The sequence below is a fragment of the Pseudomonas syringae genome (assembly GCF_023278085.1).
GTDB lineage: Bacteria > Pseudomonadota > Gammaproteobacteria > Pseudomonadales > Pseudomonadaceae > Aquipseudomonas > Aquipseudomonas syringae_Q.
This window is the reverse complement of record NZ_CP066265.1, coordinates 1864951-1882767: the sequence shown is the minus strand read 5'-3', so window position 1 is coordinate 1882767 and position 17817 is coordinate 1864951. Positions and strand designations below refer to the sequence as shown.

The following is a 17817-nucleotide window of genomic DNA, read 5'->3' as shown; positions in this document are numbered from 1 at the left end:
TGCATGAAACGCTCTCGATACCCTCGACGCGCCCTCCTCGTGGCGCTGTGCCTGTTTCCGGTCATTGCCGTGTGTGCCTGGCAGATCCTGCCCGACGGCAACGGCCATGCATCAACCGTGACGGTGACCCGCAGCAGCATCGAAAACAGCGTGACCGCGCTGGGCACCCTGCAACCGCGCAGCTATGTAGACGTGGGGTCGCAGGCCAGCGGGCAGATCCTGAAAATCCATGCGCAGGTCGGAGATCAGGTCAAGGAAGGCGACTTGTTGGTGGAAATCGATCCTTCGACACAAAAAGCCAAACTCGACGCCGCGCGTTACGCCATCGACAACCTCAAGGCCCAGCTTCAGGAACAACGTGCGCTGCACGAGCTGGCAGAGCAGAAGCAGCAACGACAGAAAAGCCTGGCGGCGGGCGGTGCCACGCGCGCCGAAGACGTGCAGGCAGCGCAATCGGAGTTTCGTGCCACGCAGGCACGGGTCGACATGTTCAAGGCGCAGATCCTCGAAGCCCAGGCCGCGCTGCGCAGTGACGAAGCCGCATTGGGTTACACACGCATCTACGCCCCCATGAGCGGCACGGTGGTCGCGCTGGATGCCCGCGAAGGCCAGACGCTGAACGCGCAACAACAGACTCCACTGATTCTGCGCATCGCCCGGCTGTCGCCGATGACTGTCTGGGCCGAAGTCTCGGAGGCCGACATCGGCCACGTCAAACCGGGGATGACGGCTTATTTCACCACGCTCAGTGGCGGCAACCGGCGCTGGAGCAGCACCGTGCGGCAGATTCTGCCAGTGCCGCCCAGGCCGCTGGACCAGGCCAATCAGGGCGGCGGCAGCCCGAGCAGTTCGCGCAAGAGCGGTGGCGGCCGGGTGGTGCTCTATACCGTGTTACTGGACGTCGACAACAGCGATCAAGCGCTGATGGCAGAAATGACCGCACAAATCTTCTTTGTCGCCGGCAAAGCCGAAAACACCCTCACTGCGCCGCTCGCGGCCCTGCAAAACGGTTCGCAGGCCGATGTTCAGACCGCACAGGTGCTGGCCGCCAATGGCGAGGTACAGAGTCGCCAGGTACGCACCGGAATCAGCGACCGGTTACGGGTACAGATTCTCGAGGGTTTGAATGAAGGTGACCGCCTGCTGATGCCCGCGCCTGTCGGCAGCGGAGGCTGAATGCACACGCCGCTGATCGACCTGCGGAACATCCGCAAATCCTACGGCGGTGGTGACACCCCGCTGGTCAACGTGCTGCGCCGCATCGAACTGTCCATTCATGCCGGCGAGTTCGTGGCGATTGTCGGCGCGTCCGGCTCCGGCAAGTCGACGCTGATGAATATTCTCGGCTGCCTGGACCGCCCGACCTCGGGCAAATACCTGTTTGCCGGGGAAAACGTTGCCGAACTCGGCAGCGACGAACTGGCCTGGCTGCGTCGTGAAGCGTTCGGCTTCGTATTTCAGGGCTACCACCTGATCCCGTCCGGCTCGGCGCAGGAAAACGTCGAGATGCCAGCGATCTACGCCGGGACGCCTGCCGCCGAACGCCACGCCCGGGCCGCCGCCCTGCTCGACCGTCTGGGTCTGGCATCACGCACCGGCAACCGTCCGCATCAGTTGTCCGGCGGCCAGCAACAACGGGTGTCCATCGCCCGCGCCCTGATGAACGGCGGGCACATCATTCTGGCCGACGAACCCACCGGCGCGCTGGACAGTCACAGCGGCGCGGAGGTCATGACCCTGCTCGACGAGCTGGCCAGCCAGGGCCACGTGGTGATCCTGATTACCCATGACCGAGCGGTGGCGGCGCGCGCCAATCGGGTCATCGAGATCAGCGACGGGCTGGTGGTCAGCGATACCGCTCGGGATGTTTCTGACGTGCAGCACTCAGCCAATCCAGCCGCGCTGCAAGCGGTCGATCTGCGCAAGCGCCTGAACGAGGGCAGCGGCAGCCGCGGTGCCTGGAAAGGCGAACTGTTCGACGCGATTCAGGCCGCGTGGCGGGTCATGTGGATCAACCGTTTTCGTACTGCGCTGACCTTGCTGGGCATTGTCATCGGCGTCGCGTCGGTGGTGGTCATGCTCGCGGTCGGTGAAGGCAGCAAGCGTCAGGTCATGGCGCAGATGTCTTCGTTCGGCTCCAACATCATTTACCTCAACGGCAAGGCTCCTAACCCGCGCGCACCCAAAGGCGTCATCACGCTGGAAGAAGTCGCAGCGCTGGGCGAGCTGCCCGAGGTCAAAATGATCATGCCGGTCAACGGCGGACAGGCCGGGGTACGCTTCGGCAATGTCGATCACTCCAGCTACGTTGGCGGCAACGACACGCACTTCCCGGCCATCTTCAACTGGCCGGTGGTGGAAGGCAGCTACTTCAGCGAGGCCGATGAACAGAGCGCTGCCGCCGTGGCGGTGATTGGTCACAAAGTCCGCCAGAAGCTGTTCGGCGAGCACACTGACCCTGTCGGTCAGTACATCCTCATTGAAAACGTGCCCTTTCAGGTGGTCGGCGTACTCCAGGAAAAAGGCGCGACCTCGGGCGATCTGGACAGTGACAATCGCATCGCCATTCCGTACTCGTCGGCGAGCATCCGCCTGTTCGGCACGCAAGACCCGGAATACATCACCATCGCCACCCGCGACGCCAACAACGTCAAGCAGGCCGAAATGGCGATTCGCACCCTGCTGCAACGCCTGCATAACGGCAAACAGGATTATGAGCTGACCAATAACGCGGCGATGATCCAGGCCGAAGCACGGACTCAGAACACCCTGTCGTTGATGCTTGGCTCGATTGCCGCCATCTCGCTGCTGGTTGGCGGTATCGGGGTAATGAATATCATGCTGATGACCGTGCGTGAACGAACCCGCGAGATCGGCATTCGCATGGCCACCGGGGCGCGACAGAGCGACATTCTGCGTCAGTTCCTCACCGAAGCGGTGATGCTCTCGGTGGTCGGCGGGCTGGCCGGCATCGTGCTGGCGCTGGGGATGGGCGCGGCGTTGTTACTGAGCAAGGTGGCGGTGGCCTTCACCCTGCCTGCGGTGGTCGGCGCCTTTGCCTGCGCGCTGGTCACCGGTGTGATCTTCGGCTTCATGCCTGCCCGCAAAGCTGCCCGCCTCGACCCGGTGGCGGCCCTTACCAGTGAATGATCATTTGATGAAACCATGCCTTTCCCTGCTGACGGTCTGTCTGTTGCTGAGCGCCTGCCATACGCCCGCCCCACGCCTGGACAGCGGCATCCAGCCTCCTGCGAGCTGGGCGTTCGCCGAGCTCGCTGCCAGCCAGCGCAGCGACACCCAGTGGTGGCAAGGGTTCGGCAGCCAGGAACTGAACCGTCTCATCGCCCAGGCCAGTCGTGACAGCCATGAAGTCGCGGCGGCGATGGCGCGAGTCCGTCAGGCTCAGGCGACTGCCATCATCGGCGGCGCGCCGTTACTGCCGGAGCTGGCTTTCGACTTGCGTGGCGAACGCAACAAGTTTGTGCGCCACAGCGACCGTAAGGCCAACCCTTCCGACGACAACAACACCAACAACTTCACCAGCGACCTGACTGCCAGCTATGAGGTGGATTTCTGGGGCGGGATTGCAGCGGGACGTGACAGCGCGGTACAAGGCCTGCGCGCCAGCGAGTTCGATCAGGCTACCGTGGAGCTGACGTTGCTCAGCAACGTTGCCGACCGCTATGCGCAAACCCTGGCAGCGCGTGAGCAAGGCCGGATCGCCGAACTGAACCTGGCCAATGCGCAGAGCGTGCTGCGGTTGGTACAGACCCGCTATGACTCAGGTTCGGCCACTGCACTGGAACTGGCGCAGCAGAAGAATCTGGTCGCCACCCAGCAGCGCGAATTGCCGCGGATTCAGCAACTGGCCAACGAGCAATTGATCACCCTCGCGGCACTGCTTGGTCAGCCGGTGCAGAACCTCAAGCTGAGCGATCAGGCCTTTGACACCCTGAACTGGCCGGACATCGGCGCAGGTGTGCCCAGCGACCTGCTGACCCGGCGTCCTGATCTGGCCAAAGCCGAAGCCGAACTGGCAGCAGCGCGGGCCGATGTCACAGTGGCGCGTGCGGCGATGCTGCCGAAACTGACGCTGAGCGCCCGGCTGGGCACCGAAACCACACGCGCCGAAGACTGGCTGCGTGCGCCGTTCAGTAGCCTGGCAGCCGGTCTGGTGGGGCCAATCTTCAACAACGGGCGTCTGGGGGCTGAGCGCGAAAAGGCCACGGCACGCCAGGAAGAACTGCTGGAAACCTATCGCGGCGCGATCATCAACAGCTTCGCCGACGTGGAAAAAGCCCTGAACAGCATCAGCGGCCTGGACCAGCAACGCTACTGGCACGAAGAAGAGCTCAAGCAGGCGCAGACCGCCTTCCGCATCGCGCAGAGCCGCTACGAGGCCGGTGCCGAGGACTTGCTGACCGTGCTGGAAACCCAACGCACGCTGTACCTGGCACAGGACGTAAGTGTGCAACTACGGCTGGCGCGAGTGCAGGCGAGCATTGCGTTGTACAAAGCGCTGGGCGGGGGTTGGCAGGTGAACGGTCTATCGTGCGACGCAAAGCGTCGGCATTCCGTTCAGGACGCTCCGCGTCCTCTTGCGACGCAAAGCGTCGCGAACTGCGCTCCCACGCTGGAGCGTGCGGAACGATAACCTCAACTATCGTGCGACGCTCCGCGTCGGCATGCCGTTCTGGACGCTCCGCGTCCTCTTTGCGACGCAGAGCGTCGAGAAATGCGTTCCCACGCTGGAGCGTAGGGAACGATAATCCCGACTATCGTGCGACGCTCCGCATCCTCTTTGCGACGCAAAGCGTCGCGAACTGCGTTCCCACGCTGGAGCGTGCGGAACGATAAACTCAACATCGTGCGACGCTCCGCGTCGCATGCCGTTCTGGACGCTCCGCGTCCTCTTTGCGACGCAGCGTGTCGTGAACTGCGCTCCCACGCTGGCGCGTAGGGAACGACAATCCCGCTGCCGTTCGCTAAAACCACCTGTCTGGCAACAGGTTGCGCGCATACCACGGCCGGCGCGGCACGCGGCGCAGCAGGTTGCTGAGCTTGTCATCCGCGGCAAAGGTAATGCGCAGTGCGAGCTTCATGACTTCCGGGTCCATTTCCATGGTCGTGCCAGCCGCCTGCCCGGGCACGGTGCTGCAACCATGGGTTTCCGGACCCAGCCACGGGTCGCTGACTTCAACCCAGCGGCCTGGCGCGAACCATGGCACGCCGTTGACCTCCAGGCGTTTCACTTCGCCCGGATGAAAGCGTTCATGGGCGCGATACCAGTCGTCGATTCGGTCGTCGATCCAGCCATGGAACATCCAGAACACCGGGTTCACATGGGACGAAAACGGGTCAGCCAGAAAGTCGTTTTCCGGCTCGAACCAGCGCTCGGCGAAGTCATCCGAGCGCCGCGCCATCGGCACCGGCTGGCCGTTGGCCGGGTCGCGGGCCACCGAGGCCCAGCGCATGTGCAGCCAGTCGTGCAGTTCCAGCTCGACCTGTGAGCCAAACTGCCCCAACGTCAGCTTCGACAGAAAACGTGGATCGCGGTACTGCGATTCCCACACCTGAAAATGCGTGTGGTACGTCTCGTGGCTTTTGATGTCGCTGACCAGTTGTGTGTATTCCTCATCACCCTGCGCCAGCCAGTTGGGCGGCAAGGCGCAGCCATCGTGATTGTCGAAGTAGCGGGCAAAGCCCAGGCGGTCACGCTCCAACTCCGGCTGGGGCAATGGAAAGCGTGGCCACGACGGCAGGTCCTGAATCTTGCGGGCCTGAATCAGCATGTGCCGGTGCATGTAGAAAAAGTCTTCACCCGAACCGTTACGATCCTTGTGCGGGCCACGGGCATCGCGCTCATGCTCTCGCGGCCCCGGCTGCCAACCGATGCCGCGCAGGGCGTCGCGTTTGTCTTCAGGCAGCTTGTGCCATTTGTCTCGCGAGGCGTGCCAGAGTTGGTGGAACAGCCGGTGTTCTCTGGAAACCAGCCAGGCGAGAAACGGCGGGCTCAGACCGACCCGCTCCCGCGCCTCCGGAAACACTTGCTTGATTGCGATCAGACGGTTTTCCAGTTCCGGCAGGGCCAGCGGCCGATCCAGTCGTTCGATACGCCCGCTCAATGTTCCGCTGCCCGCATTGCCGAACGCGCCCCAGACTTCATCGAGGGTCAGGCTGAATTCGTAATCCGGGGTGTCGCTGTGCGGATCATTGCCCGCATGGCCGTCCATGACCCGCAGATAAAGTTTCGCCGCATTGGCCGGTTGCAGGTCGCCAATCACCCGGAAGCGCGGCATTCCATCGCTGCGCAACTGCTCGGCGGTGTCGATGTAGCCCCGCACACCACGCCCACGCGGGGCAATGTCGAGAAACAGTTCCAGGCCTTCCAGTGGTGCACCGGTCAATCCGGCATCGCGCCCCTCGAAACGCAGTGTCCATACCCCGCGCAATTTGTCGGCCAGGCGTTGAGTCGTGATATCCGCAGGCCCGGCCGTGGCCTCACCCGGCGTCACGGGCTCCTCGACACGGGTGAGCTCCCGATGCGCGTAATACGCAGCCGGAACCGCTGCGCCGGTCAGCGCCAGCCCTGCTATGAACCCTCGTCGAGAAATCGTCATTGCCTACCTGTTCCAAACCGAGACCGCCGTTATCCAAGCTAGAACGTAAAACCGGCAGACAAATTTAGCTCAACGCCTGCACGCACAACCCTGCGCTAAATTTTTCGCCCATCCGCTCGTTCCCTCCAGATAGCAACGGCCCTCGTGCCCGCTTCGCAACGATTATTTAAACGAGACGGAAATGACAAGACCGCGTTGGAAAATGGCTCTCTTCATCGGCCTGCCGCTGGCTCTGGCTATTAGTGCAGGCGCGGGTTATCTGGCCTGGAATTACTGGTCGCCTGCCGGTTACCCAGTGAAGATCATGAAGCAGGCAGACGACCTGCAAGAGCGGGTCATTTCCTTCGACAGCCACATCACTGTGCCGATGAAATTCGGCAGCGAGGGCAACGAAGCCGACAAGGACGGTTCGGGGCAATTCGACCTGGTGAAAGCAGCTCGCGGCAGGCTGTCCGGGGCGGCGCTGACGGTTTTCGGCTGGCCGGAAATCTGGAACGGCGACAACGCGCCGCATCGGCCGACGCCCGGGTTTGTCGACGAAGCGCGCCATCAGCAGGAAGTGCGCTACAAAATCATCACCGGCATGGTGCGCGACTTCCCCAATCAGGTCGGCATCGCCTACACCCCGGACGACATGCGCCGTCTGCACGGCGAGGGCAAGTTTGCGATCTTCATCAGCATGCTCAACGCCTACCCGCTGGGCAATGACCTGAGCCTGCTCGACCACTGGGCCGCGCGTGGCATGCGCATGTTCGGTTTCAGCTATGTCGGTAATAACAGCTGGGCCGACTCTTCGCGGCCCCTGCCCTTCCTCAATGACACGCCGGACGCGCTGGGCGGCCTGTCGGAGATCGGCAAGCAGGCCGTGCAGCGCCTCAATGACCTGGGCGTGATCATCGATGTGTCGCAGATGTCGAGCAAGGCGCTGCTGCAGGTCAGCCAGCTGAGCCGTACGCCCATGGTCGCCTCGCACTCCGCGCCGCGCGCGCTGGTGGACATCCCGCGCAACCTCAGTGATGAGGAAATGCAGCTCATCAAACAGAGCGGCGGTGTGGTGCAGATCGTGGCATTTCCGGCCTATTTGAAGCCGCTGAGCCAGAACACCCAGGACAAGCTCAACGCCCTGCGCAAGGACTTCGACCTGCCGCCGCTGCCGAACCTGGCCATGGCGCTGATGCCCGGCGACGCGATCATCACCGTCTGGCCAGAACAGCGCTTCGGTGCCTACGCCAGCAAGCTGTACGCGATTCTTGAAGAAGAGCCCAAGGCCACGGTCAAGGACTTCGTCGACGCCATTGATTACACGGTGAGAAAGATCGGCATCGACCATGTCGGCATCAGCTCCGATTTCAACGACGGTGGCGGCGTGAAAGGCTTCAACGACGTCAGCGAAATTCGCAACGTCACCGCCGAGCTGATTCAGCGTGGTTACTCCGAAGCGGATATCACCAAACTCTGGGGCGGCAATTTCCTGCGCGTCTGGGAGCAGGTTCAGGCCTCGGCGCATCCGGTGGCCAAACCATGACGCTTTCAAACGCCGTTACTCGATCATCAGGCGAAACCGCTCATGACTGACCGCAGAACCTTTCTCAAGCAGGCCGGGTTACTGGCTGCCGCCCTGCCACTGGGCTCCAGCCTGGCAACAGCCGCACCCGAGCCGCTGGCCGCAGACAAATGGGCGCGCCTGAAGCAGCTGTTCAATCAGGACCCGGATTACGTGCACTTTTCCAACTTCCTGATCACCTCGCACCCGAAACCGGTGCGCGACGCCATTGAGCAGCATCGTGCGCACATCGATCGTAATCCCGGTCTGGCGATGGATTGGGACCTGCAGGAAACCGAGCGCCGCGAACACGAGGTTCGCGTCTGGGCAGGCAAATACCTGAAAGTCCAGCCCGGCCAGATTGCCCTGACCGGCAGCACCACTGAAGGGCTGGCGATCATCTACGGCGGCCTGCATGTGCGCCCCGATCAGGAAATCCTGACCACCGAGCACGAGCATTCCTGCACCCGCGATATCCTCAAATTCCGTCAACAGCGCGAAGGCACGCAGGTGCGCAAGATTCGCCTGTTCAAGGACCCGGCCACTGTTTCGGCAGACGAGATCATCGGCTCTATCGCGCGCAGCATTCAGCCGAAGACGCGAGTGCTGGGCATGACCTGGGTGCAGTCGGGCAGCGGCGTGAAACTGCCGATTGGTGCCATCGGTGATCTGGTCGAAGAACACAACCGCAACCGCGACGACAAGGACCGCATTCTGTACGTGGTCGACGGCGTACACGGGTTTGGCGTCGAGAACCTGGATTTCCCCGAGATGAAGTGCGACTTCTACGTTGCGGGTACGCACAAGTGGATGTTCGGCCCACGCGGCACCGGCATCGTCTGCGCCCGTTCGGAGCAGGTGAAGGACCTCACCCCGCTGATCCCGACGTTCTCGGAAGCGAGTAACTTCGGCACGATCATGACGCCCGGCGGCTATCACTCGTTCGAACACCGCTGGGCGCTGAACGAAGCCTTCAAACTGCACCTGCAACTGGGCAAGGCCGACGTGCAGGCGCGCATTCACGAGCTCAACAGCTACCTCAAGCAGCGTCTTCAGGCACAGCCGACTGTCGAGCTGGTGACGCCAATGGACCCTGCGCTGTCGGCGGGCTTCAGCTTTTTCCGGCTCAAGGGTCAGCCGTGCGACGAGGTAGCGGCGTGGCTGATGAAGCAACGCATGGTGGTCGATGCCGTGAGCCGCGATGTCGGCCCGGTGGTACGCACTGCGCCGGGGCTGCTGAACAGCGAGGCTGAGATCGACCGTTTTATGGCCCTGCTCAGTCAACGCACCTGATGCGCCCGCACTGAACCCATTGTTTTCCGTTTCCTTCGAGACCCGTCATGAAAAAAACACTGCTGTCCCTTTCCGCCGTGCTCGGCCTGTTGCTGGGCGACACCGCCCTTGCCGCTACAACCGAACCGGTGCCCGCGCCGGGGAAGACATTCAAGGACTGCAAGGATTGTCCGGAAATGGTCGTGCTGCCTGCGGGCACGTTCACCATGGGCGCGCCCGAAGAAGAAATGGGCCGCCAGCCGGACGAAGGCCCGCTGCATGACGTGACATTCGCCAAACCGTTCGCCATCAGCCGCTTTCAGGTGTTGAGCGGCGAATGGGACGCCTACCTCAAAAGCTCCGGTTACAAAATGCCGGACGGCGACACCCGGCCGGGCCGCGAGTGCAAGGCTGGCAAGCCTCGCTATCCGCTGAGCGCGCGCCAGCCCGCCGTGTGCATGGACTGGAACGAAGCCAGGGCGTATGTCGAATGGCTGTCGAAGAAGACCGGCAAGTCTTACCACATGGTCAGCGAAGCCCAGCGCGAATACGCGGCACGCGGCGGCAGCAAGGGCTCTTTCCCGTTCCCGATGGACGAAGGCAAGCCGTACAGCATCGCCAGACACGCCAACACCTACGGCCCGGAAGACGGTTTCAGCTACACCGCACCCGCTGGCAGCTACAGCCCCAACGACTTCGGCATTTACGACGCCCATGGCAACGTCTACGAGTGGACCGCCGATTGCGAGACCAGCAACTACAACGGCGCGCCCACCGACGGCAGCGCGTGGCTGGCCGGTGATTGCACCTGGAAAATGATTCGCGGCAATGACTGGACCGAAGCGCCGATCTTCTCCCGCTCCGGCAACCGCAACAGCCGCCAGCCTGCTGTACGTGGCGACTGGCTGGGCTTTCGGGTCGCTCGTGACCTGTAACAGCCCCCCACTCACGGACACTGACGAGACTCACCATGACCCGCAAAACTGAAAGCCTCGCCCGGGAAACCCTGAGGATCCTCAAGCCGTTCTGGTGGCTGGTGGCGCTGTCGACTGTGCTGGGCATCGTCAGTGGCCTGAGCGTCACCGGCTTGCTGGCCACCATCAACAATGCGCTGAACATGCCAGGCGGCCCTGACACGCATACCGCACTGCTGTTCGCCGGGCTGTGTGTGCTGACCCTGGCCTGTTCGACGCTGTCCAACCTGTCGACCAACTATGTCGGCCAGCGCGTGGTCGCCAACCTGCGCCGCGAGCTGGCGGCCAAGGTGCTGGTCGCGCCCATCGAGCAACTGGAGCGTTATCGCTCGCATCGCCTGATTCCAGTGCTGCTCAATGACGTCAACACCATCAGCACCTTCGCCTTGTCGGTCGCGCCGATGGTCATCTCGTTCACCGTCACCCTCGGCTGCCTGACCTACCTGGCGCTGTTGTCCTGGCAGATTCTGGCGCTGACCGTCCTCACCGTGGTACTCGGCACCGGCGCGCAGTACCTGGCTCACGCGTTTGGCATGCGCAGCATTCTGACGGCCCGCAACAGCGAAGACGAATTGCAGAAGCACTACCAGGCGCTGTCCGCAGGCGCCAAGGAACTGCGTATTCAGCGCAAACGTCGTCAGCACATGCTTGACGAGAAGATTCACGGTGCCACCGAAACCATCTGTCGCTCGAACATCCGTGCCGCCAACATTTTCGTCAGTGCCGAAACCTTTGGTTCGATGCTGTTCTTTGCCGTGATCGGCATCGCCATCGCCTTCCAGGCCATGTGGCCGACCACTGAAAAGACCGTGCTGGGCGGCTTCGTGCTGGTGATGCTGTACATGAAAGGCCCGCTGGAGCGCCTGATTACCGCCTTGCCCGGCATCAGCCGTGCGCAGATCGCCATGCGTCGCATCGCCGAGCTGTCGTGGAAGTTTTCCAATCCTGAACCGCATTTGCTGGTCAACGACCGCGCCAATTCACTGGCCAGTATGCAGACCCTGGAACTGCACAATTTGCGCTACGACTACCCGCCGGTCGAAGGCAGTGATGCCTTCCATCTGGGCCCGGTCGACCTGAGCATCAAACAGGGCGATATCGTGTTTATCGTCGGTGAAAACGGCTGCGGCAAGACCACGTTGATCAAGTTGCTGCTCGGCCTGTACACGCCGCAACAAGGCGAGATTCGCCTGAACGGCAAGGCGGTCACCCCGGAAAATCTCGACGACTATCGCCAGCTGTTCACAACGATTTTTGCCGACTATTACCTGTTCGATGAGCCGCTGCAAGGTCAGGCTGCGCTGCCGGAGGACGCCGGCAAATACCTGGAGCGTCTGGACATCGCACACAAGGTCAGCATCAAGGACGGCGCGTTTACCACCACCGACCTGTCCACCGGTCAGCGCAAGCGGCTGGCGCTGATCAATGCGTGGCTGGACGAGCGTCAGGTGCTGGTCTTCGACGAGTGGGCAGCCGACCAGGACCCGGCATTCCGTCGGGTGTTCTACACCGAATTGCTGCCGGAACTGAAGCAACAGGGCAAGACCATCATCGTCATCTCCCACGACGATCGCTACTTCTACATCGCCGATCAACTGGTACGCATGCAGGCGGGCCAGATCCAGGTCGAGCAGGTGCTGAACGAGGCTGCTCCTGCCTGAATCAGCCGTCTTGAAACGCCCCGCCCGGCCTGTCCGCGAGCGGGGCTTTTTCTTGTCCGGCGAAGCCCTGCACGACCAAGTCAGATAGCTAAGCGCCATCTATTTTCGGGATTTGTGAAAAATTCATTAAATAATCGTTAATCGCTTTCGTTCTCATTAACAGCGAACTGCGCGCACAGCCATTTTCCTGCCTGGTTCCCCATAAAAAAGTTGATCTCGCCTGCCCTGTCGACGGCTGACAAAGGCTGCGCAGGCCTGAGCAACGCTTTCAATCTCCTTGCCGATACCCACTGGAAAGAGCCAATTCATGCACAACCCGTCACGACTCACCCCGCTCAGCAAAGCGTTGATGCTCAGTCAGATGTTCCGCTCCCGGCCCTCCATGGCAGCCATGGGCCTGGCACTTTGCATGCCGGTGGCCACACAGGCGCAGGAAGCCGCAGCAGACGGAACGACCACGACGGGCACGGTCACCCTGGCCCCCACCGCGATCGACTCGCAGTACCTGGGCACGACCACCGACGGCACCGGTTCGTACACCACCGGCGCGGTGAGCATTGGCAAGGGCGCGCCGCAATCGCTGCGTGAAACACCGCAATCGGTGACTGTGGTGACCCGGCAGGTCATGGATGACAACAACCTCACCAGCCTCAGCGAGGTGCTGGAAGACACGCCCGGCATCACGTTCCAGTACCGCAACTTCGGCGGCCACGTGTACACCTCGCGCGGCTTCTCGTTGCTGGCGGAGAGCTTCCTGGTCGATGGCATTGGCGGTCAGGGCTATCAGATCACTGGCTGGATGCAGCCGGACATGGCGATCTATGATCGCGTGGAAGTGCTGCGCGGTGCGTCCGGCTTGCTGGTCGGTGCAGGTCAGCCTGGGGGGGCGGTCAATCTGGTGCGCAAGCGCCCGACTGCCGATAACAAATTCTCGATCACCACCCGCGCCGGTTCCTGGGACCAGTACCGCGTCGACCTCGACGGCAGCGGCAAGCTCAACGATTCCGGCACCCTGCGCGGGCGCATGGTCGCAGCCTACGATGACAGCGGTTCCTACCTGGACGGGCGCGACAGCCGCACCCCGCTGCTGTACGGCATCGTCGAAGCAGACGTGAGCGATGACACCACGCTGACCATGAGCCTGCGTCGTCAGGAGCAGGTGATCAACGGTTACTCGATCTACGGCCTGCCGCGCTACAGCAACGGCAACTCGCTGGGCCTGTCGCGCTCGAACAATCTGGCGCAGAAGTGGAACCGCCATGAAAGCGACATGACCGAGGTGTTTACCGAAGTCGCGCATCGTTTTAATGACGACTGGATCAGCAAGACCTCGTTGACGTATTCGCAGGGCGGGTTTGATCAGAATATTGCCTATGCACGAGGCACGGTAAACCCCACGACGCTGGCGGGCTCCAACTTTCAGGGCACACTGTTTCGCAAGGACGAGGTCGACAGCGTCGGTCTGAACAGTCAACTGGAAGGTAACTTCAACGCTTTCGGCCTTGAGCATCAAGTGACCCTGGGTGCCGACTGGTCGAAGCAGGAGGCCAACACGCATCAGGCTACGGTGACGAGACGGACCCCGATCAACATCTTCGACGTCAACCAGAACGCCTTCGCCAAACCCGCGCGTCCGGCCTGGACGACCGATATCGACACCACCGAAGAGCGCGCGGGCCTGTACGCCAACACGCGCATCCACCTGAGCGAACCGTTGAGTGTGGTACTCGGTACTCGCCTGAGTTGGTATGACTACAAGTACGATGTCAAAACCGGTGCAGCGACGGATTACGAGTCCAAGCAGACCCAGGAATTCACGCCGTTTGCGGGCGTTATCTATGACATCAACGACAGTTGGTCGTGGTACGCCAGCTATGCAGACATCTTCACGCCACAAGCCAACTACGTCACCGCTGGCGGCTCACCGCTGGACCCGGCCATCGGCTCCAACTACGAAACCGGTTTCAAGGGTGAACTGTTCGACAAGCGCATGAACCTGTCGATGGCGCTGTTCTACATCAAACAGAAAGATGTGGCGGCTGTCGATGTGAACACTACCGAGCTCTGCCCTACCAGTTCCGACGGCTCCTGCTACCTGCAGGACGGCATCAGTCGCAGCAAGGGTGTCGACGTCGAAGCCAGCGGCGAGGTGCTGCCGGGGCTGCAAGTGTTCGGCGGCTATACCTTCAACATGCTGCGCAACAACGGCGACTCGGATGTCGCGTACGAAACGCCGAAACACATGCTGCGCCTCAACACCAGCTACAACCTGCCGGGTGCGTGGAACCGCCTGACCCTGGGCGCTGGCGTATCGGCGGATTCGGGTTACGAAGTGCCGTCCAATAAAGAGCTGGGCGTCGCCGGTCGGGCCATCTGGGATGCCCGAGCGTCGTGGAAGCTGGATGAGAACTGGAAAGTGTCGCTCAACGCCGAAAACCTGTTCGACCGCAAGTACTACACCACCTCGATCGCCACCGACCGCTCCAACGTCTACGGCGAACCGCGCAGCTATGTACTGACGTTGCGGGGTGATTTCTGACCTGAGTCTGGCTCCACAGATCGTGCCTCTGCTCCGCATGGGCAGGCATTTCCGGACGCTCCGCGTCCGATCTTGAGTGCCTGGCGCGGCGCAGAGTGTATGACGCAGAGCGTCACGAACGGCATTCCCACGCTGGAGCGTGAGGAACGATAATCTCAACTATCGTGCGACGCTCTGCGTCGCATGCCGTTCTGGACGCTCTGCGTCAGATCTTGATATGCGACGCGGTGTCGGCTTGTGATACAGACCACTGCGCACGACCAGACTGCACAAATACATTATCCTTCATCCTCGCTTTCCACGAGCCACCCTCCCATGCAATCACCCTCCAACCGTCGGCGCACAGGGCGCGTGAAAACGCGTGGCCTGCGTGTGAGCGGGATGGGGCTGGTGCTGGCACTGGTTTTTCAGGGCGAAGCCCTGGCTGAAGAGTACGAATTCGATATCCCCGCACAGGCCTTGAGCAGCGCCCTTAAAGAACTGGGGCGTCAAGGCGATCTGCAAATTCTCTACAACCCCGAGGATGTCAACGGCAAGCTCAGCAGCCCGGTACACGGCAGGCTGACGCCTGAGCGGGCGACCATGGACCTGCTGAAAAAAGCCGGTGTGGCGCACAGCCTTGAGGCCAATACCCTGATCCTGGGCGTCGCAGCCTCAGCACAACCCATGAGCCTCGAACCGGTGGCGATCAAAGGCAGTGAGTTCGGCATGACCAGCGAGGGCAGCGGCTCTTACGCTGCCTCCGGCATCAGCATCAACAAGACCGTACAGTCATTGCGCGAAACCCCGCAGTCGGTCACCGTTGTGACCCGTCAATTGATGGACGACAAGAACCTCACTGGCCTGGATGAGGTGATGGCGCAAACGCCCGGCATCACCTTTTCGCAACGCAATTTCGGCTCGCATGTGTTCAGCTCCCGCGGCTTTGCTCTGGAGGATGAGAGTTACACCATCGACGGGGTGGCGGGCCAGGGTTACAGCGTCACCGGCTGGATGACTCCTGACATGGAAATCTATGACCGCGTCGAAGTGCTGCGCGGCGCGGCCGGATTGCTGATCGGCGCGGGCAATCCCGGTGGCGCGGTCAATCTGGTGCGCAAGCGGCCAACGGCCATACCGCAGTTTTCGATCACCACCCGCGCCGGCAGCTGGGACCAGTACCGCGTCGATCTGGACGGCAGCAGCAAGCTCAACGATTCAGGCAGCGTTCGCGGGCGTTTCGTAACGTCTTACGAAGACCGTGGCAGCTTTATCGACGGGCTGCAAAAAACCGCGCCGTTGCTGTACGGCATTCTGGAAACCGACCTGAGCGAAGACACCACCCTGACCCTCGGCCTGCGCCATCAGAGCGCGGACACTCAGGGCTTTTCGATTTTCGGCCTGCCTCGCTACAGCAATGGCCGGGCTGTCGGGCTGTCGCGTTCCACCTCGCTGGCTCAGGAATGGAACCGTCATCAGACCCGGACTGACGAAGTGTTCAGCGAGCTGGAAACCCGTTTTGACGAGACCTGGAGCGGTACGCTGTCAGCGACCCATTCGGATGGCTCGTTCGATCAGAAAGTCGCCTACGCGCAGGGCGCCATCGACCCTGCGACCCAAAGCGGCTCGCGACTGGTCAGAACCCTGTTTCGCTCGGACGATATTCAAAGCGATGGCGTCGACGGCCATCTGGACGGCCGTTTCGACGCCTTTGGCCTGAGCCATCAGTTGACGCTCGGCAGCAACGGGTCGGAGCAGAAACGCGATTCTCGCTATGCCACGGTCAGTGCCAATCAGCCGCTGGACATTTTCAACCCCGACCACAACGCCATCACCGAGCCCGCGCGCCCGGCCTGGCGCAGCACTGACTACAGTGACAAGCGTTATGGCATTTACAGCAACCTGCGCCTGAGCCTGACCGAGTCGTTGAGCCTGGTCATGGGCGGCCGGGTCAGTTGGTATGACTATCAGAGCCAGTCCTCAGGCGTGACCACCCGCGCCCGGGAAGATAACCAGGTCACGCCGTTCATGGGTGTGATCTACGATCTGGACAAGGACTGGTCGTGGTACGCCAGCTACACCGATATCTTTTTGCCGCAAAGCAGTTATCGCACGGCATCCGGCGCGTTCCTCGACCCGGCCATCGGTGCCAGCCATGAAACCGGTATCAAGGGCGAGCTGTTCGACAAGCGCCTGAACGTGTCCTTTGCCCTGTTCTATGTGAAACAGAAAGACGTGGCGGTCGAAGACGACGCCCATGCGGGCCAATGCCTGGGCAACGACGCTTACGGCACCTGCTATTTGAATGGCGACGTGCGGCGCAGCAAGGGTTTCGACATGGAGATCAGCGGCGAGCCGCTGTCCGGGTTGCAGACCATCGCCGGTTACACCTTCAACCTCACGCGTGGCAGCGACGGACAATCGATTTCGGCAGAAACGCCCCGGCACATGCTGCGCCTGTCCAGCAGCTACAACCTGCCTGGTGCCTGGCGGCGGCTGACCGTTGGCGGCGGTGTCTCGGCGCAGAGCGGCTACTCGGAACACGAGTCGACCCAGCCCATCGATAACCCCAGCCGCGCCATCTGGGACGCGCGGGCCTCATGGAAAATAGACGAGCACTGGTCGGTGGCACTCAACGGCAACAACCTGCTGGATCGTAAATACTACAAGGCCACCGGCGACATCGACCGCGGCAACTACTACGGCGACCCACGCAACTACGTGTTGACCCTGCGCGGTGATTTTTAACTGACCGGCGCTCGTTCCTCGCACTCAAGAGCGGACGCAGAGCGTCCAGAAATGCATACCCACGCGGAGCATGGGCACGATAAGTGTGAGCCCGAACACTATCGTTCCAACGCTCCAGCGTGGGAGCGCATGGCGTGACGCTCCGCGTCACACATCGCCGCCGCACCACACATCCAGCAGCGGACGCAGAGCGTCCAGAAATGCATGCCCACGCGGAGCATGGGCACGATAAGGTGAGCCCGAACACTATCGTTCCAACGCTCCAGCGTAGGAACGCATGGCGTGACGCTCCGCGTCACACATCGACGCCGCGCCACATATCCAGCAGCGGACGCAGAGCGTCCAGAAATGCATGCCCACGCGGAGCATGGGCACGATAAGGTGAGCCCGAACACTATCGTTCCAACGCTCCAGCGTAGGAACGCATGGCGTGACGCTCCGCGTCACAAATCGCCACCGCGCCACACAGTCAAGACCGGAC

General features: G+C 61.9%; 9 protein-coding genes and 1 pseudogene. 9 read left to right on the top strand and 1 reads right to left on the bottom strand.

The annotated features are described in order from the left end of the window. Nucleotides 1–3: 3 nt before the first annotated feature. The 3 genes and pseudogenes from I9H07_RS08470 to I9H07_RS08460 form a co-directional block, all read left to right on the top strand. Entirely contained in the window at nt 4–1176 is a 1173-nt protein-coding gene (locus tag I9H07_RS08470) for an efflux RND transporter periplasmic adaptor subunit (RefSeq protein ID WP_024672233.1), read from the top strand. Further along, nucleotides 1177–3150, top strand: a complete 1974-nt coding sequence (locus tag I9H07_RS08465) for a MacB family efflux pump subunit (protein WP_236533904.1) — start codon at nt 1177–1179, stop codon at nt 3148–3150. A 7-nt stretch (nt 3151–3157) separates the two neighbouring features. Continuing rightward, a pseudogene (locus I9H07_RS08460) lies at nt 3158–4540 on the top strand (efflux transporter outer membrane subunit); the annotation flags it as partial. 445 nt (nt 4541–4985) lie between these two features. Here I9H07_RS08460 and I9H07_RS08455 read toward each other — a convergent pair. Beyond that, nucleotides 4986–6620, bottom strand: a complete 1635-nt coding sequence (locus tag I9H07_RS08455; RefSeq protein WP_236424847.1) for a PvdJ/PvdD/PvdP-like protein — start codon at nt 6618–6620, stop codon at nt 4986–4988. A gap of 181 nt (nt 6621–6801) precedes the next feature. On the opposite strand from I9H07_RS08455, the gene pvdM reads away from it, so the two are divergent. The 6 genes from pvdM (at nt 6802) to I9H07_RS08425 (ending at nt 17336) form a co-directional block, all read left to right on the top strand. Then, nucleotides 6802–8145: a pyoverdine-tailoring dipeptidase-like protein PvdM gene (pvdM, locus tag I9H07_RS08450; protein ID WP_058392639.1), complete on the top strand. Its 1344-nt coding sequence runs from the start codon at nt 6802–6804 to the stop codon at nt 8143–8145. 42 nt (nt 8146–8187) lie between these two features. Next, a complete protein-coding gene (locus I9H07_RS08445) occupies nt 8188–9456 on the top strand; it encodes an aminotransferase class V-fold PLP-dependent enzyme (protein ID WP_236424849.1) in 1269 nt (422 codons plus the stop codon). Between the two features lie 47 nt (nt 9457–9503). Then, nucleotides 9504–10370: a formylglycine-generating enzyme family protein gene (locus I9H07_RS08440; protein ID WP_024672374.1), complete on the top strand. Its 867-nt coding sequence runs from the start codon at nt 9504–9506 to the stop codon at nt 10368–10370. A 35-nt stretch (nt 10371–10405) separates the two neighbouring features. Continuing rightward, nucleotides 10406–12070, top strand: coding sequence for a cyclic peptide export ABC transporter (locus tag I9H07_RS08435; protein ID WP_236424850.1), 1665 nt, complete (start codon nt 10406–10408; stop codon nt 12068–12070). Nucleotides 12071–12377: 307 nt separating this feature from the next. Further along, nucleotides 12378–14609: a TonB-dependent siderophore receptor gene (locus tag I9H07_RS08430; protein ID WP_236533903.1), complete on the top strand. Its 2232-nt coding sequence runs from the start codon at nt 12378–12380 to the stop codon at nt 14607–14609. Nucleotides 14610–14924: 315 nt separating this feature from the next. Further along, nucleotides 14925–17336 carry a TonB-dependent siderophore receptor gene (locus tag I9H07_RS08425; RefSeq protein ID WP_236424852.1) on the top strand — a complete coding sequence of 804 codons (2412 nt, stop codon included), beginning with the start codon at nt 14925–14927 and terminating at the stop codon, nt 17334–17336. The last annotated feature ends 481 nt before the right edge of the window (nt 17337–17817 follow it).